This window comes from Arthrobacter dokdonellae (assembly GCF_003268655.1).
Lineage (GTDB): Bacteria > Actinomycetota > Actinomycetes > Actinomycetales > Micrococcaceae > Specibacter > Specibacter dokdonellae.
The window spans coordinates 4,007,500-4,032,912 of record NZ_CP029642.1; the positions used below are offsets into that span (position 1 = coordinate 4,007,500).

Below are 25,413 nucleotides of genomic sequence, written 5' to 3' on the forward strand. Positions count from 1 at the left end.
GGAATGGACAAGGGAATCCCGGCAAACCCCGCCGCCGGCCGGCGGCGTAGAAATGGTCAAAAATACCTGCCGCCAGCGGTCAACGCCTTGCCGCGAACGGTCAATCAAATTTTCCGTCTCCGGTCAGTTTAGAGTTGCCGCTAACAATTTGCTCCCTGAACCTCATTCGTCACTTTGATGTCCCTGTTAACAGTGACGGTTCCATCGATGCAGCGCACGAGTGGTCACTACCTGTTTTCATGGCTCCCACAATGAGTAATCAAAGAGGACCGAACCATCCCGCAAATCATGCCGCCATTTTGTGGGCGGGGCTGCGTCGCTCTCTCTTTGGCACAGGCGGAGTTTGACGACTTACGCCATTCAAGGGGTCTCTTTGCCTACGGGCTTGCGATGTTGTACCTACGCGCCACTCTCAACAAAGGAACCACTAACAAGACGGGCGCCCGCAACTCCCCCACCCTGGTTATTCGGAACGCGCATGGCTGGATCTGTCAATTTCCGGAGTCGTCTGCAGGGAGCGTCCAAAGTCCTCTGCACGGCTCAGGAAGGAAGTTGCTGAGACCCGTCCAAGGCTAAGAGAGCCTCTTGGCCCGGTTGAGGGCGGGACGAGTGGCCGGCCGATGGTCGTGGAGTCCACGATGCCGGCAAGGGGCGCTTACGCGCGGGCGGTTGCTGCCAAGTGTCGGGGGGGCCGCTCGAGTCCCCCTGGGGATGAGGGTGGGCATGGCTTTGCGTATACAGACGTCCTTGCCCGGGTTGATCACGAGGTCGATGGCGGTTCCTGCGATTTGGGCCAGGGGGACGCGGACCGATGACAAAGGCGTGGAGAGCCGGGGTGAAAGCGGTGTGTCGTTGTATCCGACGAAGGCCAGATCCTCTCCGACGGAAATGCCAAAGTGATGGGATGCGGCGATGACGCCCAAGGCGATGTTGTCATTGTCCGCGAACACCGCCGTCGGGCGGCCTGCGTCCCGACCGCGAAGTATGGCCTCCCCGGCCGAGTACCCGTTTTCTATGCCGTATCCGGCGGCGAGCAGCCATTCGTCGCGTGGAGTGATACCGGCTTCGGCAAAGGCCCGGCACGCGCCCGCCAGACGGCCGACTGCGCTGGAGGTGAAGGAGGGGCCGGTCACGACGGCGATGTCCCGGTGGCCCAGATCGATAAGGTGGCGGACGGCGAGGTAGCCGCCCACTTCGTCGTCGCCGATCGAGGAGGGGCTCACGCCGTCGGTGCGCGGCACGAGTGCGTGCGCGACGCCGCGTTCACGCAGCCGGCGTGGCAGTTCGTCATCTAGTCGGGCGGTGGCCAGGATCAGCCCGTCGACGTTGCGGTCCAGGAGGGTTTCGGCGGCACGTTGTTCGTCATCTGGATCGTCCCCGCTGGTGGCGACCATGGCGAGGTAGCCTCCAGTCACGAGAGCTAGTTGTTCCCAACAAAGACACAACCGAAGATGATTTAAACTTCGGCCACTGCGAAAAGGGGCGCCCAGATCGATACTTGTTCCGATCGCAAGGGAGCTTATCCCAGTAGCTGGGAACACGTGTTTCACCATTAACGGACGCAGCGAGATCTTCTGGTATTCTCACGTGCATGGGTTCATTCGTAACCCTAGTGCGCGCTACCGGCGGGACCGGCTGATCGGGCTTCGGTCCGGTCAGAAGTGGTTTTCTATGCGTCGTCTTCTCTCGTTCAGCGGAGCGCTTGCGCTCATCGTAGTCGCCGCCGGCGCATTTCCCGCGGCTGCATCGGCAGCAACGTCCTCTCCAGCAGCGTGCGTAACCGGCTGCAGCATCACCTTCACCTCCTCTGATGGCCAGGCGACCTGGACCGCGCCTGCCGGTGCCGTTGACGTGAAGATGACGGTTGCGGCCGCATCGGGTGTCAATATTCTTGGAGGATACGGCGGCCCAGGCGGGAGCGGCGGTACCGTGACAGTCGCGCTCGGACCCAGCGTCTATAACCAGACCCTTCATGTGCTCGCCGGAGCTGTCGGAGTCGGTGGCAGTTATTCAAATCCCCCGTACGCGCAAGGTGGTGGAGGCAGCTACGTTTCCGTTCCCGGTGCCTTCATTGCCGTCGCCGGTGGTGGTGGCGGCAGCGGACTGCAGTCCACCGACAACATGTTCAACCCGGGACCTTACGTCCCGGACGTGAAGCTCGCGGGAGGAGAAGGCGGCTTTTCCTCCGCAACGCCCGACGGCGGATCGGGCCAGGACAGCAACGGCTCTCAAGCATTCGGCACTGGTGCTCGCGGCGCGACACCGGGGGTGGGGCCGCACCCTGCGATGGGCCTTGCCGGCGCCGACGGCGCTGCCGCATCGGTAGCGACTGACGGCACCATAACGCCCGGCGCCGGCGGCGCTTACACCGGCGTCGGGCAGGCCGCTTCGGACGGCGGCGGAGGGTACTCGGGCGGCGGATCCGGTGCCTTCGTGATCCAAGATAACCCCGACAGATCTCAAACCCGAACGTTCGGTCCGGGCGGAGGCGGTTCCGGTTTCCTCGCTGCCGGCCTTTCGGCCCTCGCCACCGGACCAAACCAAGGCGATGGATACATCACCTTCACCTACTCAATCGCCGCACCGGCGGTTCCGGGCGCACCGACCGGTCTCGCTGCCACTCCGGACCCTGACTCCGGTGCAGCAATTATCTCCTGGATCGACCCCGCCGATACCGGCGGCTCCGCGATCCTTGACTACCCGCTGCAACGGAGCACCGACGGAACCACCTGGTCTCCCGACGGCAGCCTTGCCGTCGGGATAGCCAACGGCGCCTATCACGACTACGGCCTCCAGCCCGGCGTCACCTACTATTACCGGCTGGCCGCGGAGAACGCCGTCGGCGTCGGCCCCTACTCCGCGCCAACCAGAATGGTCTCACAGACGTACCCGGGCGCCATCGTCGGGCTTACGGCCTCCTCCGGTGATCGCAGCGCCACCCTCACGTGGGGCGCCCCTGCGGACAATGCTGGAACTCCCGTCACCCGCTACGAAGTCCAATACGCCTCCCTCACCAACAACGACATCAGCCCAGCTGCAGTGCCTGATGGCCGCTGGGTGAGCGACTCTACCGCGGCAGTTACGCCATTCAAGCTCACGGGGCTAAGTAACGACACTGAATATGGTCTCCGCGTCCGCGCAGTCAACGCACAGGGCCCCTCCCGCGACTGGCAGTACACACAGGCCTACCCTCAAGCTCCAAAGTTCACCTTCTCCCCTTCAATCACCCAGCCCGACGGTTCGGCACTTCCAGGCGGCACCATCAGGCCCAACACTGCAGTCCTCCTATCCCAATCAGGCCTCCCGGCCGGTGCGAAACTAACCGTCACACTCAGGGGCGGCAGTTCCGCCGGACCGTTCTCCGCAACCCTTGGGACTGCAGTCGCCGGGAGCGACGGCAAAATAAGCCTATTAGTCACCATCCCGGCAGGGCTCCAATACGGTGACTACGTCCTCACCTCAGAGCTGACCGACGCCGGAGCCGCTGCGCTGCCTTACAGCGCCTACTTCACGGTCCAGGCCGCCGCCGGCCCCACCGTTCCGGGAACCGACGACGAATCCACCGCCCCGTCGTCGGGCGCAATAACGCCCGTGGTCGCACCGACCATCACAGCCGAGACCTCCGCACCCAAGGAAGCCCTCGCCCTCACCGGCCTGTCCGGGGTCACCTGGATCCTTCCGGCAGCAGCTCTGCTGTTCCTCGCTGGAGCGACTCTACTGCTGCTGGCCCGGCGGCGCGTAACGGGCAGCTGACCTACTTCACCCAGTCGTTGTAGCCGAATGCCCGGCCGTGGAAGTGCACAGGTGGGCACACCGACGGCGACGGCAGTACCCAGGTCCTCGTCATCCGGCCACACCACGCGCCCGTCGAATTGGGCGACAGACCGTTCTAACCCCACCGATCCCGCCGTCCAGGTCATTCTTCCGGTTCGGCAATGACACAGACAGGATCCACCCGAGCGACCCTGACTCATCAACCCAGAATCTGATACGAAAATAGGGTGGGTTAGGCCGCCTGGGTGAGTGTCACCTCGTATCCAAGCTGCTTGAGTGCCCTGAGGGCGTGTTGGCGGGTCCTGTCGTTGTTGGCCTGGTCGTATCGGCGCGGGTGTGGTTCTTCGTAGGCGACGCCGTTGGCGAGCATGTTCCAGATGTCCGTGATGAGTGTGTGTCCGGTGGCGACGATGGCGCGGGGCTTGCCGCGGCGGTTGGCGATTCTTTTGTAGCGTGTGGGCAGGAAGCCGCCCTTTTGCTTGGCGATGTTCAGCGCGGCCTGCCCGAGGGCGGCCTTGAGGTACTTCTCGCCCTTGCTGGTCGCGGCGGGCTTGTGGCGGCCGGCGGATTCGTTGTTGCCGGGCGCGACGCCGGCCCAGGAAGCGAGTTGGGCCGAGGTGGGAAACGCGGCCATGTTCCCGCCTGTTTCGGCGATGATGACTTGGGCGATGGTGGTCTTCACGCCCGGGATCGTGGAGAGCAGTTCGATGTCGGTGCGAAAGGGCGCAAACGCCTCGGTGATCTGCGCATCGAGGGCGGCCAGGCGTGCCTGCTGGGCGTTCAGCTCGTCCAGGTGGAAGGCGACCATGAACGCGTCGTGTGCGGTGAAGCGGATCCCGGTGAGGGCCTGCTCCAGCTCGTCGGTCTTGTTCTTCAGCCGGCCCTTGGCCAGGGCGGCCAGCGCCTTCGGGTCGCGTTCACCGCCGGCCAGGGCGCGCAGGATCAGCGTGGAGGTCACCCCGTCCAGGTCCGAGACCACGGAGGAGAGCTTGCTTCCGGTGCTTTCCAGGTACTTCTCCAGCCGCTGCAGTTCACTGGCGCGCCCGAAGGTGATCGTGCTGCGGGCCCGGGTCAAATCCCGCAACACCCGGATTGGCGGGGGTGGCACGAACGAAGGTGCGAGCATCCCCCACGAGGCGGTCTTCGCCAGCCATTGGGCATCGGAAACGTCCGTCTTGCGCCCTGGCAGGTTCCGTGCCTGGCGGGCGTTGACCAGCTGCACCGGGACGGTGTCCTCGAGCAGGTAGAAGTACGGCTTCCAATAATCGCTGGTGGACTCCATCACGACCAACTCCAGCTGCGCTTCTTCCAGGAACGCCTTCAGCTTCATGATCTCCGGCACCGTCGCACCCCAGGTCGTGACCTCGGAATGGTACCGGTTGCGCTGGGTCGAGGGCACCCTCACGCAAACCTTCACATCACTCTTGGACACATCCATGCCCGCCACACGGCGGTACACCACATCATTCGGATCCTTGGTTCCCATCACAATCCCTCCAACGGTACAGACATGCTGCGCCCCGGCACGGGGTGCGTGCCCGTGAAGGGGAGGGCGGGATAAAACTAAGGAAACTGATACGCGTGCTCGAAGCAACAATCCACGGTGCCCATGGAAGCCCTCCGCGCCAAGCTAGTCCACAAGCTCAAGGCATCATAGTCGCACCGGCGTCGACGATCACAGACACCACCATCATCACCCCGGCAACACCGCCGGGCAAGGGCACACGGCGCCACGGAAGCGCACACATTTTCGGCACCCACTGGCGCGGCGAAACCGCCCATTTGCTAGTCCGAAGATATGCTGTTCCCTTCTTCCACCGGCACCGTCCGCAGCCCCCATAATTTTCGAAGGCACTGGCGGGATGCTCGCTCGGGGTCCGGCTTTGAATGGGTCACCCCACACGCGTTCCGGAACTCCGTCGCCACGCTGATTGACCGTGAATACAGCTCCAAACAAGCGGCCGCCCAACTTGGACATGCCGGGCCGGGCATCACGGAAAAGGACTACATCGCCAAGGCGTCCGAAACACCCGACGTCACAGATGCCCTTGGAACAATTCCGCGAGAAATAGGCACCGGTCAATCTGGCCGACCATATGAGGCAAGCGACTCTTCGGCGACGATTTGGAACCGAAGGTTGGCTTACCAGCCGGGCCCTCTCATGCGCAAAAGACCGTGCTCGACGAAGATGACAGTAGTCAAAGATTCACAGTAGTTTGCGTTCAAAACGTAGGGTAAACGTCGGGTTGCGAAAAATGTCAAGCTGTGTGGAGTCACTAGGCGGTTAGTTTGGCTGGTTTTGTTTCGGGGAGGTTGATGCCGACGTGGCCGGCCGGGGTTGGTGTGGTGGGTCGCTGGCGGAATCTTCCGGGGTTCTTGTCGTAGTAGTCCTGGAGTGCGTGGTCGCGTGTCTTCCACGCGTCCTTCCAGGACCCGTCGTGGACTTGTGCGGGCGAGAAGAGGGCAATTCCTGAGTGTTTGTGCTTGGTGTTGTACCAGGGCACGTAGTCGCCGATGTAGGTCCTGGCGGTCTCGACGTCCATGAAGACGCGCGGGTAGCCGGGCCGGTACTTCATGGTGCGAAAGCCCGACTCGGAAAAGGGATTGTCATTGGAGACGTAGGGCCGGTTATGGGACAGTTCCACGCCGTGGCCGGTGAGGGCATCGCGGAGCAGGTTGGACTTCATCGCCGGCCCGGAATCGGCATGGACGACCCGGGGCGCACCGTGGAGGGCGATGGCGGTCTCGAACATGTCCACGGCCAGGTGGTCCGCCTCGCGGTCCTCCACCCGCCACCCGACGATCTGGCGGGAGAAGATGTCCATGATGGAATAGACCTTGAAGGCTTTTCCCCGCCAGGGCGAGTAAACGTCAGTAATATCCCACGACCAGATCTGGCACGGGCCGGTGGCCTTCAGCACTGGCTTCTGGGCGGATCTGCCGTTCTTGTTCCCGCGCTTGGTGGGGATCGTGGGGCGGAGCATCTGCTCCTCGATCTCCGCGGCGATGCGCCACCAGGTGCGCTGGGAGGCGAGCATGACGCCAGCGTCCCAGGCCACCGCGAAGGAGTGGTCCACGGAGACCTGCCCGGCCCAGCCTTCCATAATGTACTCGGCGATCCGTTCACGGTCCTCGTCGCTGATGCGGCACTCGTACGCCCGCTCCGCCTGGTGGAGCGGGTCCTTTACCCGGGCGCGGGGATTTTGGCGGTAATGCCACGTCGAGCGCGATATGCCCGCCAGCTCGAGGGCCTGCCGCTGGGAGCCCGTGAGCTCCGTCAGGGTGCGGATGAGGCGGTTTTCCGTCTCTATGAACTCTTTGTATCGTTCGTCGGTTTCGCATCGGGCTCTGGCACGTTCAACCCGTGCAAGAGCCCGATAGCTTTTCCCAGGGCATCGTTCGTGCCCTCAAGTTCCCGGATGCGGCCCTTGAGCTGTTCAACTTCGGACTGGTGGTCAGCGATTTCCTTGGCGCGCGCTCTTTCCAGCGCGGACCGTTCGCCATGTGTGCGGGCCATATCCCCATGATCCCTTGGAATCAGGGTTCGGTCGAGGTCACCTTCAAACACCATCTTCCGCCACTGCCGAAACGTCCAATCCGCCACTGACCGCGACGCAAGCCATACCGACTTCGACCCATGGGGCTGAAGATAATACTCATGGACGAACTGACGGATCTCCTCACGGGTATACCCCTGCGTAGCAACGCTCATGGCTGTTGGCGCATAGCCCCAGATGGTAGTGATCGTCTGGCTAGTTGGTGTGTAATCTCGCTACATCGTGGACAGTGAATCTCACCTCTTCGTGGACACCGGGTCTCAATACTTTGTATGTCCTGTCTCACCACATCGTGAACACACGATCTCATGACATCGGAGACACGCTGTCTCACCACATCGGAGACACTTTTACCGACGGGTTGGCGGTGATAGTCATTGGATGACTAACTCTCTTTCACCCCAAACTCGCGCCGCGATCATCAACTACGATCCGACCCAGCCTCATGCACTGTCAGTCATGGAGTTTTGCCGTTCGGTCAAGATTTCGCGTAGCGTTTTCTATAAGATCCGCGGCCGGGCTGTCCATGAATCCACGGCGGCCCTTCACCCCCGCTCCCGTGCACCAAAGACTCCGGCTCGCAAATATGGCCCCGCGGTTGTCAACGAGTTAGTGAAGATCCGCAAGCAACTCAAGGCCGATGGTTGGGATTACGGCCCACGCTCAATTTATTACGAAGCTAGCCAGCAAGAGAAGTTCCCCGGCGGGAAGGTTCCCTCGGTCGCGACGATAGCCCGCCTGCTATCCAGCGTCGGCCACGTTGACGCAGCCCCCAGAAAGCGCCCGAAATCCTCGTACATCCCGTTCGTGCGCGCCACCGTGATGTCGTTGTGGCAACTCGATGCTTTCGAGTACCGACTCGCCGGCGGACAGATCGTCACCGTGTACCAGCTGCTCGATGACGCTTCCCGCTTTGATGTGGGCACAGCAGCGTATTCCCGTTCCGAGAACAGTGCCGATGCCAAGGACGTCCTCGAACGAGCCATCACTGCCTACGGTCCGCCCAGGGAAGTGCTTTCCGATAACTCTTTGGCATTCAATCAGCTGCGGGCCGGACGGATTGGTTCCGTGGAGATCTTCCTCGCCTCCAAAGGCACCATGCCCATCAGCGGGCTGCCGGGCAAACCCACCACGCAGGGGAAGAACGAGCGCTCCCACCAAACCCTGCTGCGGTTCCTCGATGCGCATCAGCCAGCTACGCTCGAGCAGCTCCAGGGCAGGATTCACCGGTTTCGGGACCACTACAACAACCGCCGTCCGCACCAATCCCTGGACCATGCGACACCGCGCACGGCGTGGGATCTGCTGGAACATACACCGGCAACGGAGCCGATTCCTTTATCGGTCCTGGAAGCGAAAGCGTCGCACTACTCACAGGTCCGCGCCCGCCGTCAGGGAGACCTCGATCGGGCGACCCTGACGATCTCCAAGACCGGGGCCATTCTGCCCGACGACAACGCCCAGGATAAGGCCGCGGACCAGTCGCTGGTGGAGATCACCCGCGCGAACCGGCAGGTCTATTACCAAGGCTTCCACGTCTCTTTGCCCATGACCTACGCGGGCCGCCTGTTTTACCGGACCATCACCGACGACTCGTTCCTGCTCACCGATCCAGTCACCGGTGAGATCGTGTTCTCTTTCCCGCTGCCGATGGTTGCCCTGAACGTTCGGGGCCGCTATGTTGCTTCGTATTCCGTTCTAGGCGTTCAGGCGGCGTACTCGACAAAACAGTGGGACCGGAAGCGAGAGCACTACGCGGAGCAATTCGCTCACCGCCAAGAAGAACAGCCCGACGTGATGGCCACGCGATAGCCACTCACAGCTACCGGCCCGCCAGTGCCGGTAGCTGTGTACAAAGTATTGAGACCCGGTGTCCACGAAGAGGTGAGATTCACTGTCCACGATGTAGCGAGATTACACACCAACAACGCAGACCCTCGCTACCATCTGGGGCTATGCGCCAGCTGTCTCCTTCAATCAATAAGAAAGAACCGGATGGCTCACAACCAGCTTGACGTAGAGGGCCTGACGTAGTTTTGCTACTTAGAAGGAGCGCACGTGACCGGCATCACGCCAGCTGGACTCGTAGTAGCACCGGCTGAACCCCTATAAATTAGAGGATGCCGGGCTCGTTGGCCACCCTTCCCGGAGCCCGAGATGATCTTCGTCGCAGTCTCATAATCACCCAAGAATGAACAGTTTCGATAAAGATGAACAGTTCTAAAAAGACTAAACAGCTCTGACAGTTCATTGATTTTTGATGTGGGAACCACGTCGTCATCCTGGACTGACACCGGCGGGCCAAGGCCCTGTCGGTTAGCTACAGCGAGGCCAACTTCGGTTGCCGGTCCATAGGGGTCCTCGTTTTGATCCAAGAATCGCTCTGAACGAAGAATCAAGGAGAAAAGTATGTCTATCAACACTGAAACCCACACCGTAGTAGGCGTTTCGCACCCTTTGGATCCGTTGTCGCGGGCTGAGATTTCCCGGGCGGTGTCGATCTTGAAGGATGGCCAGGCCGCGGCGGAGTCGTTCCGTTTCATCAGCGTTGAGTTGCGTGAGCCGGCGAAGGAATTGTTGCGGGCCGGCAGTGCAACGGTCCGTGAGGCCGACGCCGTCCTGGTTGACCGTGGCACGGGAAATGCATACGCGGCCGTGGTCGACCTTGACTCCGGCATCGTGTCGGGGTGGACGCAGCTGGCTTCAGGCGTTCAGCCGCCCTTTATGCTGGATGAGTTTGCCGAGTGCGAGGAAGCCCAGGGCTCTGGACACGGTAGCGGTGGGGTGACGGTAGTTCGTTGAATTTGCGGCGAATCTTCTTCTGGAAAGGCTATTAATCGCACCCGGCTTGTGAGATAATAAGGGCGTGATGATTTTCTGTGTGGGTGGGTGAAACAATGGTTTCAATGACCACCCAAACCGCCTTTCCCGTGCTGCCAGGCCTCGGCGCCGTGCTCATGGGCGAGCGTGCGGCCCTGCTGGAGAACTCCACGGGCGGGAAGGTCTTCATCAACGGGCAGCTGGCCTACGTGTGGGGTCCCGGTCAGGACGGGTTGCGCCGCTTGGCGGCCTCACAGCTGGTCGATACTGGCGCCGCCCAGGTCAACGAGGTCGCCGCAGCATTCGGTATCAACACGGAATCGTTGCGGCGCTGGCGCAAGTCCCTTCAGGGCGCGGGCCTGGTGGGGTTGGCGCCGGTAAAGAAGGGCCCCAAACGCCCGTCCCTGCTGACCGGGGAGAAAGCAGCAGAAATCCAGCGTGTTCGTGCCGGCGGGGCGAGCCTGCGGGCCACCGCCGAAGCGACCGGGGTTTCCACGGACACGGTCCGGCGCGCCATGGCCATGACCGTCTCGACAGAGGCAGCGCCGGCAGCCACTGACTTGGAGGGCATGGCAGCGGGCCCGCAGCCACAGCTGCCGATACTGCCGGAACCGGTGCCCCGCACGGCCGAGCGGGCCGCGGCACGGTCCGGGCTCCTTGAGTGCGCGGAACCGGTGTTTGCCCCCGCCGCCCGCATTCGCCATGCCGGGCTGTTCCTGGCGTTGCCGGCGCTGGAAACCACCGGGCTGCTGGCCTGCGCGAAGGAAGTGTACGGTTCTTTGCCGGACGGGTTTTACGGGCTGGAAACGATCCTGATTGATGCCGTGCTGCGGGCGTTGGCCGGGGAAGCCAGGGCCGAGGGCGCCACCCGCTTCGACCCGGTGGAACTCGGGAGGGTGTTGGGGCTGGACCGGGCCCCGGAAGTCAAAACGATCCGCCGCCGCATCAGCCAACTCGTGCAGGACGGCAAGGCGCAGGAGCTGATCGCCGCCCTGGCCAAACACCACCTCACAGCAACGGGCCCCGAGGGCGAGGACCTGGCCGCGGTGCTTTATGTTGACGGGCATGTGCGCGCCTACCAGGGCACCAAGAAGATTGGAAAGATCTACTCCACCCGGCTCAAGTTCCCCGTCCCGGCCACGGAGGAAACCTGGGTCACCGACGCCCACGGTTCCCCCATCTTCGTTGTCATGGCAGAACCGGGCGCGTCCCTGGCCACCGAGCTGCGCGACCTCCTGCCAGAGCTGCGCACAGCCGTCGGGGACGACCGGCGCGTACTGGTCGGCTTTGACCGGGGCGGCTGGTCCCCGGATTTGTTCAAACACATGGCAGAACGCGGCTTTGATGTGCTGACCTGGCGCAAGGGCGCCAGCAAAAACGTGGAAGAGAAGTTGTTTGCGGAGGTCACCCATATTGACGAGCACGGGCAGACACGGAAGTGGTCGGTCGCTGACACGGTGGTTGACCTGCCCCTCGCTGCCACGAAGAAAACCGGGGAAGTCCTGAACATCCGCCAGCTCAGCCGCATCGTTGCAGCGACCGGTGGCGGCACCCGGCAAATCCACATCCTCACCACCGACCTCACCATGGGTGCCGGGGAGGTCGTGTATCGGATGGGATCACGCTGGCGCCAGGAAAACCAGTTCCGGTACGCCCGCCTGCGCTTCGAGCTGGACTCCCACGACTCCTACGCCAGCACCGATGACAATGAGGACCGGATGGTGCCGGAACCGGCCAAGAAGAAGGCCTACCAAAAAGTTGTTGCCGCCAGGAATGCCCACGCCGAGGCCGCCGCGATCGCGGATGCGAACCTGCTGGCACTGAAAACCCCGGCAGAAGGTGCCGGTGAGGTCACGGTGACCAGTGCCATGCACAACCAGGTCATGGCACCGGTCTGGGAAGCCGAAAACGCCCTGGCAACTGCCGAGAAGGTGCATAAGAGCAATCCGGCGAAGGTCCGGCTCGGGGACCTGAACCCCGGCCAGCAAGTCCTGGACACCGAGACGAAACTGATCCATCACGGCATCCGGATGGCCGCCTACAACACCGCGGTAACGATCGCGAGAGAGATCCGCACCAACACCGGATACAAACGCGCCGACCAGGAAGCCCACGCCCTCATGCGCCAGGCCCTCAACCAAACCGGCGACATCGACACCACAGACCCCGGCTACCTCACCATCACCCTGAACCCGCTGCCAACGAAGGCAAAAACCGCAGCCATCAAAGAACTCTGCGCCCACCTCACCAGCACCGAAACCCGCTACCCCGGCACCCAGCTCATACTGCGCTACAAAATCAACAATCACAGCCAACAACCCACAGCAATTACCTCACCATGACCAGAGCCCTGAAGCCTGTCGGAAGGACCGGGACGTCATCGCGGCCCTGGCCGCCCGGGGCCTGACCAATCTGGGTCTGGTCTGCTTTGAGCCGTGGTCCGTGGGCTACTTCGGCGAAGACGCCCAGGGCCGGCGCCTGATGCGCGCCCTGGTCTTCGTCCGCGAGAATCCCACCGACAGCCCCTATGCGCACCCGATCGAGAACTTCGTTGTCTTCTACGACCTCAGCTCCGGGGAGGTTGTCAAGGTCGAGGACAACGAGTCCATCCCCGTGCCGCGTGCCAGCGGGAACTACCTGCCCGAGTACGTCGGCCCGGCCCGCACGGACCTCAAACCCATTTCCATCACCCAGCCCGAAGGCGCTTCCTTCAAGGTCACCGGCAACCACGTCCAGTGGGCCGACTGGTCCTTCCGTGTCGGCTTCACCCCCCGCGAAGGCCTCGTCCTTCACCAGCTGCGGTTCCGCGACCAGGGCGTGGAACGGCCCGTGATCAACAGGGCCTCCCTCTCGGAAATGGTCGTCCCCTACGGCGACCCCGCACCGGTGCAGGCAAAGAAGAACGCCTTCGACTCCGGTGAATACAACATCGGCAACATGGCCAACTCCCTCAAGCTCGGCTGCGACTGCCTGGGCGAGATCAAGTACTTCGACGGCATCACCACCGACAGCCACGGCAACCCGATGACCATCGAAAACGCCATCTGCATGCATGAAGAAGACGACAGCATCATGTGGAAGCACTTCGACTTCCGCGAAGGCACCGCCGAAGTCCGACGCTCCCGCAAGCTCGTGATCTCCTTCATCGCCACCGTCGCCAACTACGAATACGCCTTCTACTGGCACCTCTACCTCGACGGGAGCATCGAGTTCCTCGTCAAGGCCACCGGCATCCTCTCCACCGCCGCCCAGCACCCCGGCGAGAAGACCCCGTACGGGCAGGCCCTAAACAACGACGGACTCTACGGACCCATCCACCAGCACATGTTCAACGTCCGCATGGACTTTGAAATCGACGGGCCACGCAACGCCGTCTACGAAGTCGACATGGAAATCCCCGAGAACAACCCCACCCACACCGCCTTCAAGGCCGTGGACCGGCTCCTGGAAACCGAACAAGCAGCTATCCGCAAGGCCGACGCATCCAAGCACCGCTTCTGGAAGATCGTCAACCACGACAGCACGAACATCGTGGACGAACCCGTAGCGTACCGCCTCATCCCCACCAACGCCATCACCCTGGCCGCCGGCGACCAGTCCTACGTCAGCCAGCGCGCCCAGTTCGCCCGCAACAACCTCTGGGTCACCGCCTACGACCGCACCGAACGCTTCGCCGCCGGGGAATTCCCCAACCAAAGCACCGGCGCCGACGACGGCCTGCCCGCCTGGACCCAAGCCGACCGGAACATCGTCGATAAAGACCTCGTGGTCTGGTACACCTTCGGCATGCACCACGTCGTCCGCCTCGAAGACTGGCCCGTCATGCCCCGCCAAAACATCGGCTTCACGCTCGAACCCCACGGCTTCTTCAACCAAAACCCCACCCTCAACCTCCCCACACAGCAAACCACCACCACACACTGCTGCAACGGGCACGAACAATGAACCGGCCCAGCACCCCAGGGAAAACAACAGGCACGGCAGTTTCTGGGGCCCAACCGGACAAGCTCAAAGCCAACTCCCTGGGCCTGTGGGATGTGGTCTTTATGGCTGTCGCGACGTCCGCTCCAATCACAGTGATGAGCGGAAATGTACCCTTTTCGGTTGGCTACGGTGTCGGAACCGGAACCCCGGCAACATATATCTGGGCCACAGCTATCCTCTCGATCTTCGCGGTCGCCTACGTCACGATGGCCCGCTACGTGACATCAACCGCCGCCTTCTACGGATTCATTTCCCGCGGATTGGGACGCGTGATCGGTCTCGGGACCGGCTACATGGTCACCTTCGGCTACATGGTCTTTGAAGCCAGCATCATCGGCATTTTCTCCTACTTCGGCCATCTGGCGTTCTTGGACCAACTGGGGCTGGACATCTCATGGGTTGTCTTTGCTGTCGCCGGGCTCCTACTCATCGGGCTACTGACCTACTTTGAGATCAGTCTTGCAGCGAAAATCCTGGCAGTACTGCTGGCCACGGAGATCGCAATTCTGGCAGTCATGGCCTTCGGCGTGCTCTTTCATGGCGGGGGGCCCGACGGGCTGATGCTCCAGACCCTGAATCCGGTAAACGCGTTCAAACCAAACGGTCTGGTAGTCGCCTCGGCGGGACTGGCCATGTTCATCGCGTTCTGGTCCTGGACCGGATTCGAATCGACGGTGATGTATGGGGAGGAATCGAAGAACCCGAGGAAGATCATCCCCATTGCCACGATGATCGCGGTTACCGGTGTCGGCGTCTTCTATACGTTCGTCTCCTGGATGTCCGTCGCGGGGAATGGCGCCAAAGGGGCCATTGCTTTGGCGCAAAGCGCCAACCCCCTGGACATGTTCTTTCATCCCACGGACATGTTTGTCGGCCACGGCTGGGTTCTGGTCATGCAGTGGCTGATGATGAGCGGATCCTTCGCGTGCGCCATGGCCTTCCACAACGCCGCATCCCGGTACTTGTATTCACTCGGAAGGGAAGGAGTCTTGCCCGGGGTATTTGGCAAAACCCATAAGAAGCACGGATCCCCCTACATCGCGTCGTATGTCCAGACCGGTGCTGCGATCCTGTGGATTCTCGGGTTCTGGTTCATGCACAAGGACCCTTACCTGGATGTCTTTGTTCTTTTGGCGGTGCTCGGGACATTCTCACTGCTGATTGTGCAGACCATCACCATGGCCGCTGTGTTCAACTACTTCCGCACGCACCACCCGGAAGAAAAGGTATGGCGCACTAAAGTCGCTCCCATACTCGGTGGAGTGGGGATGTTGGGTGTGGTCATCATGATGGCTACGAACCTGGACACGGCTGCCGGGCCTGCAGCGTCGTCCCTGCTTTTCAAACTCATTCCCTACATCGCCGCCGCGCTCTTCATCACGGGGGCAGGCCAGGCGCTCTACCTGCGCAAAACCAACCCGCCCAAGTATGCAGCGATCGGCCACGTCGTTGTCCCTCTCGATGACCGAATGGACATCGACCTTGAAGCCGAACTCGAAGCCGAACTCGAGGCCGAACTCGAACTCGAACTCGAACACGAACTGAAGCACGATATGGAGGACCAAAGAGAGCTCGAGAAGTAACAACCAGCCCTCAATGGGCGGTCCCCGATGTTGCTGTCGACAGCAGCATCGGGGACCGCCCCCCCTACCCAACCCCAACCCAGTAGTGGGAGCGTGATCGGCGTGTTCAATATCCCCGCAATTACCTGGACCCTCACGGCCGTCCTGCTGCTGAGCGGTAGCTACCACCTCCTCCAAGCAATGAAGTCCCGTCAGCTCACGGACCAGGTTAACAAAAGCCTCCACGCCCTCATGCACCTCCTGATGGCGGCCATGTTGTGGAACCTCGCACCCTCGACCATGCTGGCCCAGATTGCAGTCCTCACCGGCGCGGCGCTGTGGTTTATTATTCAGGCAGTCGCCCGCCCGGAATTCAAAACACTCTGCGCGGACGGCCATGGCCGACTCAAATGCGTTTACCACAGCCTCACCATGGCCGGCGCCGCCCTCATGATCGCAATGATGGGTCATATGAGCACCGCCGGCTATATAACAGCTCCGTCTGACGGAATGGCCGGAATGGGCGGAATGACCATGTCGCACAACCACCATCCGATGGCAGCCCCAATCGAAACCACGGCTGGAGTATCAATGGACCACTCCCCCGCCCTGGCAATCCTGCTCACAGCAGCCTTCACAGCAGCATCCATAATCTTCATCATCCTTCTCCTGCGCGCCCGGCCCACGAAAAACACCCACCACCCCAGATCAGACCACAGACTCTCCCTCCGGGCAGAACACGCACTCGAAGCACTCGGCGCCGCCGTCATGGCCCTCATGTTCACCACCATGACACCATGACCCCCCACGAGACCGGACTCACATCCAGTACCGAGACGAGCAGCCGTGACTGGCACCTCTTCAGAAGGGCTCGGAGCGGAACGGGCCCGGTCCTCTCTAAATTAGAGGATCCCCTGTTCGCAAGCGTCCTTTAGAGGGCCGTCACCGATGTTCTGACTTGGCCTTCGGCAGCTTCATATATCCACCTATGGATGAACACCACTCCCTCCCAGCCCATTTGACTGAACAGACTGAAAGGAAAAGCTCATGATTCTTAGAGAAATTTCGTTCGAACGGTTTATTTTCACTTGCACTGCTTGTGACCATGACTGGGGGTCCGACTATGACGTCCAACATGTTGAGGACGGTCACGGTCACGGTCGCGATTACTTCTTTCGCGACGGTCTGCACTGCCCCGATCCCACCGGCCTAGGCGAAACGAAATGTCCTCGCTGCGGCCGGACCCCGGTCAGGACCCGCCTCGGTGACCGCCGGACCAGTCCCGCTGTCAAGGGCGTCATCCCAGAGGCGGCGGGCGCAACCACCTTGCCTACCCAGGCCGCGGCACCACCTCTCTCAGACGCACGATAGTTCCCAAAACAGACCCCAACTGCGATACCCACGGCAAGAGGCGACCCCGTCCTCTCATGGTGACGCGCTACCCGATGTCCTCTCATGGTGACGCGCTACCCGATGTCCTCTCATGGTGACGCGCTACCTGATCCTCCACGAACGCGTCCACGTGGGCAGGCAGCTCCCCAATACTGGTGGCACCTTGGCCACTGGCAAACTGAACTATCCTCACGATTAGCACCTCTCCTGTTCTGCGTGGAAATCCTGAACGGATTGGTAGCGCCTTCCAGACATCGTGAACCGTGGACTGCAAGAAAAGGTTCGTCACGGCCAACACCGTGATCGCGTGGAAATTCGCCGGCTGGTGCTGGTCCATGGTCAGTCCCCGATGGCGCCATGAGAGGTCGCATTTTTGCGAGCTGGCCAGTTCAGCAGGGAGGTCGAAAACGACGCCAGAGCACCTGACTCTGACCCAACTATCCCAACTTGGCCAGGGAATTATGGAATCTCAACTTTTCCTCCCCCGGGCTTGGTTGCTTGTCCGAGGGCTCCACCGGCCCCGATGACCTATTCGAAGGGATAGATTAAACCATACCGAATGAGCGGTCCCGCTACCCGAAAATGATAGGACGATGGGTGCTAAGCCCATCCTCGGAAGAGGAAGGGTGAATCTGACCGACATGACCGACTCGCTGCTTAATCGACCTGCGACGATCAGCCGAGGCTCTACCGGCGAGTAGCGACAGAAAGGTAATCCAAATGAGCATAACCTTCCAGCCCAGCGATCTCTTCGAGGGGGAGCTAGACAAGTCCCTACTCGGTCCCCCATTGGCCGATGTGATAGGCAAAGAGATTCCTACCAGGATAGCCATTCCCTTCACCAGCGACGACTCACGTATCCTCTCTGGAGTTTGGGAAGCGGAACCAGGGCTCTCACGATGGGAGTTTTTGGAGCGCGGAGAGGCGATTCACGTCCTTGAAGGCCGCATGGTGGTCACTGAAGACGGCGGTGAGCCTGTAAAAGTGGATGCCGGAACCTCCGCGATCTTCCCCATTGGCTGGCAAGGGACTTGGGAGATCCAAGAACGGATCAGGAAGTTCTTTGTGATCTTCACACGCTGACCAAGAGGAAGCTCTATAATTCGACCCGGCGGTAAACCCCGCGGTCCGACACGTTGCGGTCGTATGCGGGTTCTCCCAGTACACAGGTGGATATCGGAAATTCGGTATTCCCCGGCAGTGGTAGGGAGTCCACTTCAAGCACCCATAACGAATGTAATAAGGTTTCGCTGAATGCTGTGGCTCAGCTCCGGCACGCGGCGCCTCTCTGACGTTCGCCAATTTTCCACCGGGTGTGGCCTTGGCTGAATGGTCAGGTGAAGTTTCCGTCAGGCCATCTCAGACAATCCAGATGGTCCATGGAGGCATCCTCATCACACGACCTCGCCGAATTAAGCCGCCAGAGGGCCCAGAGTGGTCCACGCCAACTTGGAGCATGCGGAAACCGTGCGCCAAGGACGCCACGTACTCGTCCGATCGTTGACCGCATGTTCAGGAACTACGGTGGCGTCTTGAAGGTCGACGGGGTGACTGTTAACAAGTAGACCTACTACCCCCGCGCCTGGGGCGCTCAGCCGAAGCACGCCTCGCTGCTCGAGTCGTCGATTCTGCCGTGTCACTCAGCTGAGCCGGAAGGAAGCTCTAAACCTATGTCCCGCCACATCTGGAAGACCCCGTTGGACCACGAGCCCGCCCACTTACGCGAGGAGGCCGAGCCAGACATGCAGAAGCATCAAAGAATGGCGTCAGGGCTGGAGCCGACTGCTGGCTCCGACGAGGCCATGACCGCGCACGAGAGCAAGCCGGCCAACAAGATTAGCGATGGTGAGGTATCGACGACCAATCGGTTAATTGACGGCTTTGACGGAGTGCTCGCGGACCTCGACGGCGTCGTATATACCGGACCGCGGGTGATCGACGGCGCCATCGACGCACTCGATCAGCTCGCACGAGAAGGTAAGAGCCTCGCATACGTGACAAACAACGCGTCGCGCTCACCCGAGGACGTTGCCACCCATCTCCGGAAATTGGGAGCACCTGCCATCGCTGAGCAGGTCTTCGGATCCGCGCTGGCCGGTGCAGAACTGCTGGCTGGCGAGGTCGCCGTAGGCGCGTCGGTGCTCGTCGTCGGCAGTCAGTTCCTCGCAGACTGCGTCAGGGCGCAAGGACTTGTCGTTGTGTCCACCCCGGATGAGCTCCCCGATGCTGTCATCCAGGGCTTTTCCCCTGCCCTCGGCTGGAAGGACCTGGCAGAGGCTTCCTACGCGATCGCAGCGGGCGCGACCTGGGTAGCGACGAACGTGGACATGACCCTTCCGCAGGAGCGGGGGTTCGCTCCCGGCAATGGGGCGCTTGTCGCCGCGGTTGCCGCTGCCACCGGCAAGCTTCCCCTGATAGCAGGAAAACCGGAAGCAGCTCTCTTCGAGACAGCGGCGCGCCACTCCGGCGTCGATCGCGCACTCGTCGTCGGCGACCGACTGGACACCGACATCCTGGGCGGAAATCGCGCCGGCATGGCAACAGTCCTCGTCCTCACGGGCGTGGACTCGGTCCAAACGGCCCTGAGTGCGCGCCTGGAAGAACGGCCGAACTATTTGATCCGTTCCCTGGGCGAACTCTACGAGGAGTACCCGGCGATCACGGTCGACGACGGTGCGTTCTCCTGTGGCGCCGCAGTGTCCCGGGCGTCGGGATCCAAGGTGAGCATTAACGGCAGAGAAGACGACCTTAACAGCTGGCGTGCTGCCTGTGCCGCCTGGTGGGCAGCTCACCCGGACAAAACACCGGACCCTGCGCCGGAGATCGTGTTCACGACGGCGGGATAGGTGGCGCATAGGTCACCCGGTCGCCAAGAGGGACCTCCCGGGATGACGGTCAGCTCGTACAGCAATTGCGCGTTGGTGTCCATGATGCCGGAGGGCTCCTCAGCTGGAACGACGCCGAAAAAACTTGGCGCTCCCCCTGTACAGTTCACGCTTCTCGCCTCAACGGGAAGTTCTCCCTGGCAGACTGCCCGAGGATGTCCGAAAGAGAAGATTCGCCGTGGCATCATCAACAGTTGGGGGATCATCGGCTGGATCGGTTGCGGCAATGGGGAGTGGACAAAGTCTTTGCCTCTACCCAGCGACGGGATTCACGCAATCGTGGCGACCTTCCGGAAGGCCGAAGACCAGCTTGGCGGTCTGCGCCTCCGGCTCGAGCGGTACATTCTTCAACTAACGCCTGCGCCAGCACCAGAATGCGGTCTCGGTTCAGACATCACCCTCTTGCTTCCGGGCTGAACTGTCAAGCGCTTCCAAAACGCTTGTGTTGTTAGCCGCGTCCTTGAGATCGTAACGCAGGGGTGTGCCATTTAGGACGCAGTCAGCGAAGTGTTCACCCATCCTTACGAAGTGGTTTTCGCCCTTGATCTCGTGATACGTAGTTTCCTGCCCGAAGTGATGCTCCTCCAGGACCGAATCCTCCTCCAAGAGCCCAAAAGGATTGTCGAGGTAGAGCCGGCCTTCGGTGCCCGTGAGTTCTAAAAAGTTGCGGCGCTCAAGGTTTACCCCGGTATCAAGAAGCGCGGTTGTGCCGCCGGGGAAGCGCAGCATGCCTGCAATGCTGGTGTCAATTTGACCTCCGTCGTTGGCATCGCGATAGTTGCCAAAGGCGGCTACTCGAGTTGGTTCCTGCGCCGTGACCATCCGGCTGACATTGACGCAGTAGCAGCCCGCGTCGAAAAGCGCGCCGCCGCCAAGTCCGGTGTACCAGCGGATGTTGTCGTCTCCCCCCGCCTCGAAGGAGTGACCGACGTGGACGAACGTCAATTTGCCCACCGCATGGGCGGCGAGCAGGTCTTGCAGCTTCTCAAAACGCGGGTGAAAACGGTACATGAAGCCTTCCAAGACTTTAAGCCCGGTTTCGTCGGCCTTGACTGCGATCTCTTCGCACTCCGCGGCGGTCATGGCCAAAGGCTTTTCGCAGAGGACGTGCTTGCCTGCGTCCAAGGATTTTAGAATCCATTCCTGGTGCAGGGCGTTTGGCAGCGGAATATAGACAGCATCGATATCCGGGGACGCGAGCAACGCCTCATACGAGCCAAATGCTTGTGGGATGCCGTGTTTGTCGGCGCACTCCTTAGCCTTTTCCTCGGTTCGGGAAGCGATGCCTACGACCTCCCCGTTGGTCGTTTCCTGAAAAGCCGGGATTGTCTTGCGGACAATCCGGGCGCTGCCCAATATGCCCCACCGTAGTTTCTTGCTCATTGAACTCTCCTTTTTGAACCTATCCCCCGAGGGAAAGGCAGTGTCGAGGCCCCGATTCTGCAATCGAAAGTATCTCGGTGCTCAGAACCTGGCCATGGAAGGCAGCCGGTTGCAGTGTTCTCGCACTTATGGGGCGCGTGGCGCTGCTGATTATTGGCCGTTGCTGGAAGGTAGATTCGCCGGACTTCCGCCCAGGGCAATCCGTTGAAGTATACCCAGCTAGGGCGATCCTACGGCGGCGAGTACCGACATGGCTTCCTGAATGACATCAGGCACTGGGTAGGACGGCCGCTTTATGCCAGACATCTCCTCCATGACGCGGACCACCTGGCAGCTGTAACCGAACTCATTGTCGTACCAGAGATAGAGGATCAGGTTCTTGTCCGTGGAAACGGTGGCTAGGCCGTCCACGATGCCGGTTCGGCGCGAACCGACGAAATCGGTGGATACCACCTCGGGCGAGTCAATGTAATCGATCTGCTTGCGCAGCTCAGAGTGCAGTGCCATCTCACGAAGGTGGTTGTTCACCTCGTCCTTGGTGGTTCTGTTTTCGAGTCTGAGGTTCAAGATGGCCAGGGATACGTCCGGAGTGGGGACACGGATGGAGCTGCCAGTGAGCTTGCCGCGCAGCTCAGGAAGTGCCTTGGCCACTGCCTTGGCGGCCCCGGTTTCGGTAATCACCATGTTCAGTGCGGCGGAGCGGCCGCGCCGGTCACCCTTGTGAAAGTTGTCGATCAGGTTCTGGTCATTGGTGAACGAGTGGACGGTTTCCACATGACCGTGGACCACGCCGAACCTGTCATTGACGGCCTTGAGGACCGGGGTGATGGCGTTGGTGGTGCAGGATGCCGCGGACACGATCTGGTCCGTGTCCTGGATGGTGCCGTGGTTGATGCCGTAGACGATGTTCTTCAGCTCATCCTTCCCCGGAGCGGTGAGCAGTACACGCGCAACGCCCTTGCTTTGGAGATGCTGGGACAGTCCTTCAGTGTCACGCCAGCGGCCGGTGTTGTCGACTAAGAGGGCGTTGGTGATGCCGTAGGCCGTGTAGTCGATCGTTGCTGGATTGTCCGAGTAGATGACCTGGATTTGGACCCCGTTGGCCGTAATGGTGTTGGCCTCCTGGTTTATCCGGATGGTGCCTTCAAAGGAACCGTGCACCGAGTCGCGGCGCAGCAGGCTGGCACGTTTCGAAAGGTCATTGGCGGCCCCGCGGCGGACTACGATGGCGCGCAAGCGCAGGCCATGCCCGCTTCCGGCCTTTTCGATGAGAAGGCGGGCCAAGAGCCGGCCGATCCGCCCGAAACCGTAGAGGACGACGTCGGTTCCGGTTCCGCCGGCACCGTGCCTGCCCACGACGTCGGTGAGTTCGGCTCGGAGGAACTCCTCTAGCGTCACATTGCCTCCCACGTCCTTGAACTTCTCGTTCAGGCGCGCAATGTCGATCGCGGCCGGGCCGAGGTTCAATTGTGCCAGGGCGTTCAGCAAGGGGGCGGTCTCCTCCAGGAGCAATTCTTCCTTGCTGATCCGGCGCGCGAAGCGGTGCGCCTTGAGGATGTTCATGGTGGACATGTTGGTCAAACTTCGGCCGTGAATGCTCGCCACCACGTTGTTTTCGCGGTACAGCCGGCCGATCACCGGAATCATGGCCTCGGCCAGGGACTGGCGTTCCATCCACGCCTCGAGACTACGATCTAAGGGTTGTAGCATCGGGCTGCCTTTCCAATATTGGTCGGATTTACTTGATCCTTGAATGATCAGGGGCTGCGGGAATCCACCAGCCACTTGCCCAGCCTGCGGCGCCGAACCGCGTGTTGCCGGCTCGGGTGCCGCAGGCCTGACAGGAGGAAGACGGCAGCTTTGCCTGGCCGGCAAACTGACGCTTCATCCTCCAAAAACCGGGCTTGCAGTCCATCGTCCTGCAATTTTCGGGCCATGTAACCTCCAATTCGGAATGGTTGCACCTACCTAATTGTGTAGGCGGGTGCAACAAGTGGAGCGGTAGGCCAGCCTGCTCTGCAGGCGGTTAGTGTCCCCCATAACCATCCCCTTCCGGGCTGGCATCCTGAGCGGCCCGCCCAAGTCACAAGCCTGGAGCCCGCGGTGCCGTTGCACAGGTTACGGCGCAGCGCCCAAACAGGCCTGCCTTCGGGACATCTTCGCGGCACGGAAGCAGACAGGGGACGTCATATACGCCACCCAAAACCGCGCCAAAACCGCGAAATCAAGGCCAACTATACATTCGTCTAGTGAGAAGTTTAAAGAAAGTCAACATGAACCATTGACTTGAACAGTTGTTCATGTCAAAGTCTTCTTTACACGGTGACGCGCATCACGCAGATGCAATGTCGCTGAGATTCTCCAAGGCATGCGGCACAACAGATGCTCCCCACTAGCGGAACGGTTAAAGATCATGTCCACAACCACTCATCAGACCTCGACGGCGACGACGGGGGAAGCGATCGATTTCTGGCAAGGCAAGCCTATGGCGGCCCTGGAGGGTGATTGGGGGCGTTTGCGCTGCCGGTTCATAAATTCCCACCCGACCGGCGCGTGGGATGACTTCATACTTTCAGAGTGGGAGCTTGAGGCCTGCGCGTGGGAGGACTTTCACCCGCACAGCGAGACGGCCTTTGTGCTGGAGGGCGAACTCCATATCGAGAGCCAGGGTCAGACCGTCGTCCTGAAACCCGGCGATTCGGCTCGTGTCAATCCCGGCGGGGTTGGCCGTTACTGGGCACCCGTCTATGCCCGGATGGTCACCGTTTACGGGCCCAACCCGCAGGGCCTGGAGTCGCACTCCTTTCGCTACTCCGAACTCTGAACCATTCCCAAAACGTCAAAAACGAACACCCTATCGGCAACAGCGGCTGATAGCTCCCATGAAAGGAAAGATCAATGACTGACAAGACAGCTTCCATTTCGGCCCAGGTCATCCGCGATGCTGACAACGTAACCGAGTTGGAGGATTGGGGGCCTTGCCCTGAAGCGACTGGACCGCAGATGGACACCCGCGGGATCTACTTGTGGAAGGACGGGAACGGCGCCGAGTCGGGTATCTGGGAATGCACCGCCGGCCCCTCCCGCTGGATCCTTGAAACCCACGAATTTCTGCACGTTCTTTCCGGTTCGATGACCATCACCCCCGACGGCGGTGAGCCCGAATTTGTTGGGCCCGGCGACGCGGTATTTGTCCCCCGGGGATGGAGCGGCAACTGGGAGATTCACGAGACACTGCGCAAGGTTTTCGTGATCTTCTAGCAGCGACGAATGCGGCGCTTCCGGCGCGGCACACCACTAAAGACCATCAAAATGAACAATTCTGACAAAAACTGGTCAGGCCTTCACAACACCAATCAAAGGAGAAACCATGGAAACCCTCACAGTAGGAACGCTCACCAAGGCCGGATCGATCCACAAAGTGGAAGGCGGATACAACGGACTTCCGTCAATGAACGTCCCGGGAGTGGACGCCGCCATCGCTGACTCGCTCACCAACCCGCAAGGTTCGGTCATGAGTTCAGGATTCTTTGAGCTGAAGGCGTCCGAGCCCCTCGTGTACACCTACATCTGCGACGAGATGAAGGTCGTCATCAAGGGTGAGTTCATCCTCACCGACCGGGTGACAGGGGAAGTGACACGCGCAAAGGAACGCGATGTCCTGTTTTTCCCTAAGGGTTCAGAAATCACCTTTGAAACCCCTGACTATGGTCTGGGGTTCTTCACCGCCCACGGCTCCATGTCGTCCTAAGGAATACCATCCGAGCCGGTTTGTAGCCGCCGCCAATGGGTGGCGGCTACAAACCGGATCACAGGTACTGCAGCCTTCCTCCGCCCCGGAAAGCCAGTACATTCCTGCCCGCCGGTTCAGGCCCGCATCAAAGACGTCATCTGCTTTCAATTCACCATCGGTGGCCGTCTGCAGCTTTCGTTTCCTCCTGGCGACTTTGCCCCAGCGGCACCGCCGATACTTTTACTGCTTGTTGCGCCAAGGCCAAGCATTTCGGGGAAATGGTCTCTTGCCCGTATATCAGGTCAACCGGCCCCGTCATCTAT

The 25,413-nt window shown here is 61.0% G+C and carries 19 protein-coding genes; 13 read left to right on the top strand and 6 right to left on the bottom strand.

All coding sequences use genetic code 11. The features are described 5' to 3' along the window. Positions 1–572 precede the first annotated feature (572 nt). Positions 573–1,394: a substrate-binding domain-containing protein gene (locus tag DMB86_RS17895; RefSeq protein ID WP_227878479.1), complete on the bottom strand. Its 822-nt coding sequence runs from the start codon at positions 1,392–1,394 to the stop codon at positions 573–575. Between the two features lie 535 nt (positions 1,395–1,929). Here DMB86_RS17895 and DMB86_RS17900 point away from each other — a divergent pair. Then, on the top strand, positions 1,930–3,753 hold the full coding sequence (locus tag DMB86_RS17900) for a fibronectin type III domain-containing protein (RefSeq protein WP_129545588.1): 1,824 nt from the start codon (positions 1,930–1,932) through the stop codon (positions 3,751–3,753). A 253-nt stretch (positions 3,754–4,006) separates the two neighbouring features. Here the strand turns inward: DMB86_RS17900 and DMB86_RS17905 are convergent, their stop codons facing one another. Beyond that, positions 4,007–5,260 carry an IS110 family RNA-guided transposase gene (locus DMB86_RS17905; RefSeq protein WP_113718974.1) on the bottom strand — a complete coding sequence of 418 codons (1,254 nt, stop codon included), beginning with the start codon at positions 5,258–5,260 and terminating at the stop codon, positions 4,007–4,009. A 312-nt stretch (positions 5,261–5,572) separates the two neighbouring features. Between DMB86_RS17905 and DMB86_RS21680 the strand changes: the two genes are divergently transcribed. Further along, positions 5,573–5,989, top strand: coding sequence for a tyrosine-type recombinase/integrase (locus DMB86_RS21680; protein WP_113718975.1), 417 nt, complete (start codon positions 5,573–5,575; stop codon positions 5,987–5,989). Positions 5,990–6,050: 61 nt separating this feature from the next. Here the strand turns inward: DMB86_RS21680 and DMB86_RS17915 are convergent, their stop codons facing one another. Beyond that, positions 6,051–6,878 (bottom strand): DDE-type integrase/transposase/recombinase, encoded by an 828-nt coding sequence (locus DMB86_RS17915; protein ID WP_113718976.1) that lies wholly within the window; start codon positions 6,876–6,878, stop codon positions 6,051–6,053. A 203-nt stretch (positions 6,879–7,081) separates the two neighbouring features. Next, complete coding sequence (locus DMB86_RS17920; protein ID WP_113718191.1) at positions 7,082–7,486, bottom strand: hypothetical protein; 405 nt, start codon at positions 7,484–7,486, stop codon at positions 7,082–7,084. Between the two features lie 226 nt (positions 7,487–7,712). On the opposite strand from DMB86_RS17920, the gene DMB86_RS17925 reads away from it, so the two are divergent. The 8 genes from DMB86_RS17925 to DMB86_RS17965 all read left to right on the top strand — a co-directional run bounded on the left by DMB86_RS17925 (position 7,713) and on the right by DMB86_RS17965 (position 19,935). Beyond that, a complete protein-coding gene (locus tag DMB86_RS17925; protein ID WP_113716836.1) occupies positions 7,713–9,143 on the top strand; it encodes an integrase core domain-containing protein in 1,431 nt (476 codons plus the stop codon). 597 nt (positions 9,144–9,740) lie between these two features. Next, positions 9,741–10,133 (top strand): hypothetical protein, encoded by a 393-nt coding sequence (locus DMB86_RS17930; RefSeq protein WP_113718977.1) that lies wholly within the window; start codon positions 9,741–9,743, stop codon positions 10,131–10,133. A 104-nt stretch (positions 10,134–10,237) separates the two neighbouring features. Next, the gene (locus DMB86_RS17935; protein ID WP_171814549.1) at positions 10,238–12,493 is read left to right on the top strand and encodes a putative transposase; all 2,256 of its coding nucleotides are present in this window, start codon (positions 10,238–10,240) and stop codon (positions 12,491–12,493) included. 46 nt (positions 12,494–12,539) lie between these two features. After that, the gene (locus tag DMB86_RS17940; protein WP_236783386.1) at positions 12,540–14,096 is read left to right on the top strand and encodes a primary-amine oxidase; all 1,557 of its coding nucleotides are present in this window, start codon (positions 12,540–12,542) and stop codon (positions 14,094–14,096) included. A 134-nt stretch (positions 14,097–14,230) separates the two neighbouring features. Beyond that, entirely contained in the window at positions 14,231–15,718 is a 1,488-nt protein-coding gene (locus DMB86_RS17945; RefSeq protein WP_236783345.1) for an APC family permease, read from the top strand. Between the two features lie 102 nt (positions 15,719–15,820). Continuing rightward, positions 15,821–16,498, top strand: a complete 678-nt coding sequence (locus tag DMB86_RS17950; protein WP_171814550.1) for a DUF5134 domain-containing protein — start codon at positions 15,821–15,823, stop codon at positions 16,496–16,498. 1,311 nt (positions 16,499–17,809) lie between these two features. After that, a complete protein-coding gene (locus DMB86_RS17955) occupies positions 17,810–18,172 on the top strand; it encodes a cupin domain-containing protein (RefSeq protein WP_113718981.1) in 363 nt (120 codons plus the stop codon). Positions 18,173–18,759: 587 nt separating this feature from the next. Next, positions 18,760–19,935, top strand: coding sequence for an HAD-IIA family hydrolase (locus DMB86_RS17965; protein ID WP_227878480.1), 1,176 nt, complete (start codon positions 18,760–18,762; stop codon positions 19,933–19,935). Between the two features lie 426 nt (positions 19,936–20,361). Here the strand turns inward: DMB86_RS17965 and DMB86_RS17970 are convergent, their stop codons facing one another. Continuing rightward, positions 20,362–21,357: a Gfo/Idh/MocA family protein gene (locus tag DMB86_RS17970; RefSeq protein ID WP_113718983.1), complete on the bottom strand. Its 996-nt coding sequence runs from the start codon at positions 21,355–21,357 to the stop codon at positions 20,362–20,364. Positions 21,358–21,576: 219 nt separating this feature from the next. Continuing rightward, a complete protein-coding gene (locus DMB86_RS17975) occupies positions 21,577–23,031 on the bottom strand; it encodes a glyceraldehyde-3-phosphate dehydrogenase (RefSeq protein ID WP_236783387.1) in 1,455 nt (484 codons plus the stop codon). Between the two features lie 739 nt (positions 23,032–23,770). On the opposite strand from DMB86_RS17975, the gene DMB86_RS17980 reads away from it, so the two are divergent. From DMB86_RS17980 to DMB86_RS17990, 3 genes are all read left to right on the top strand, one after another. Then, the gene (locus tag DMB86_RS17980; RefSeq protein ID WP_227878481.1) at positions 23,771–24,181 is read left to right on the top strand and encodes a cupin domain-containing protein; all 411 of its coding nucleotides are present in this window, start codon (positions 23,771–23,773) and stop codon (positions 24,179–24,181) included. 74 nt (positions 24,182–24,255) lie between these two features. Next, positions 24,256–24,618: a cupin domain-containing protein gene (locus DMB86_RS17985; RefSeq protein ID WP_113718985.1), complete on the top strand. Its 363-nt coding sequence runs from the start codon at positions 24,256–24,258 to the stop codon at positions 24,616–24,618. A 109-nt stretch (positions 24,619–24,727) separates the two neighbouring features. Continuing rightward, complete coding sequence (locus DMB86_RS17990; protein ID WP_113718986.1) at positions 24,728–25,108, top strand: cupin domain-containing protein; 381 nt, start codon at positions 24,728–24,730, stop codon at positions 25,106–25,108. The last annotated feature ends 305 nt before the right edge of the window (positions 25,109–25,413 follow it).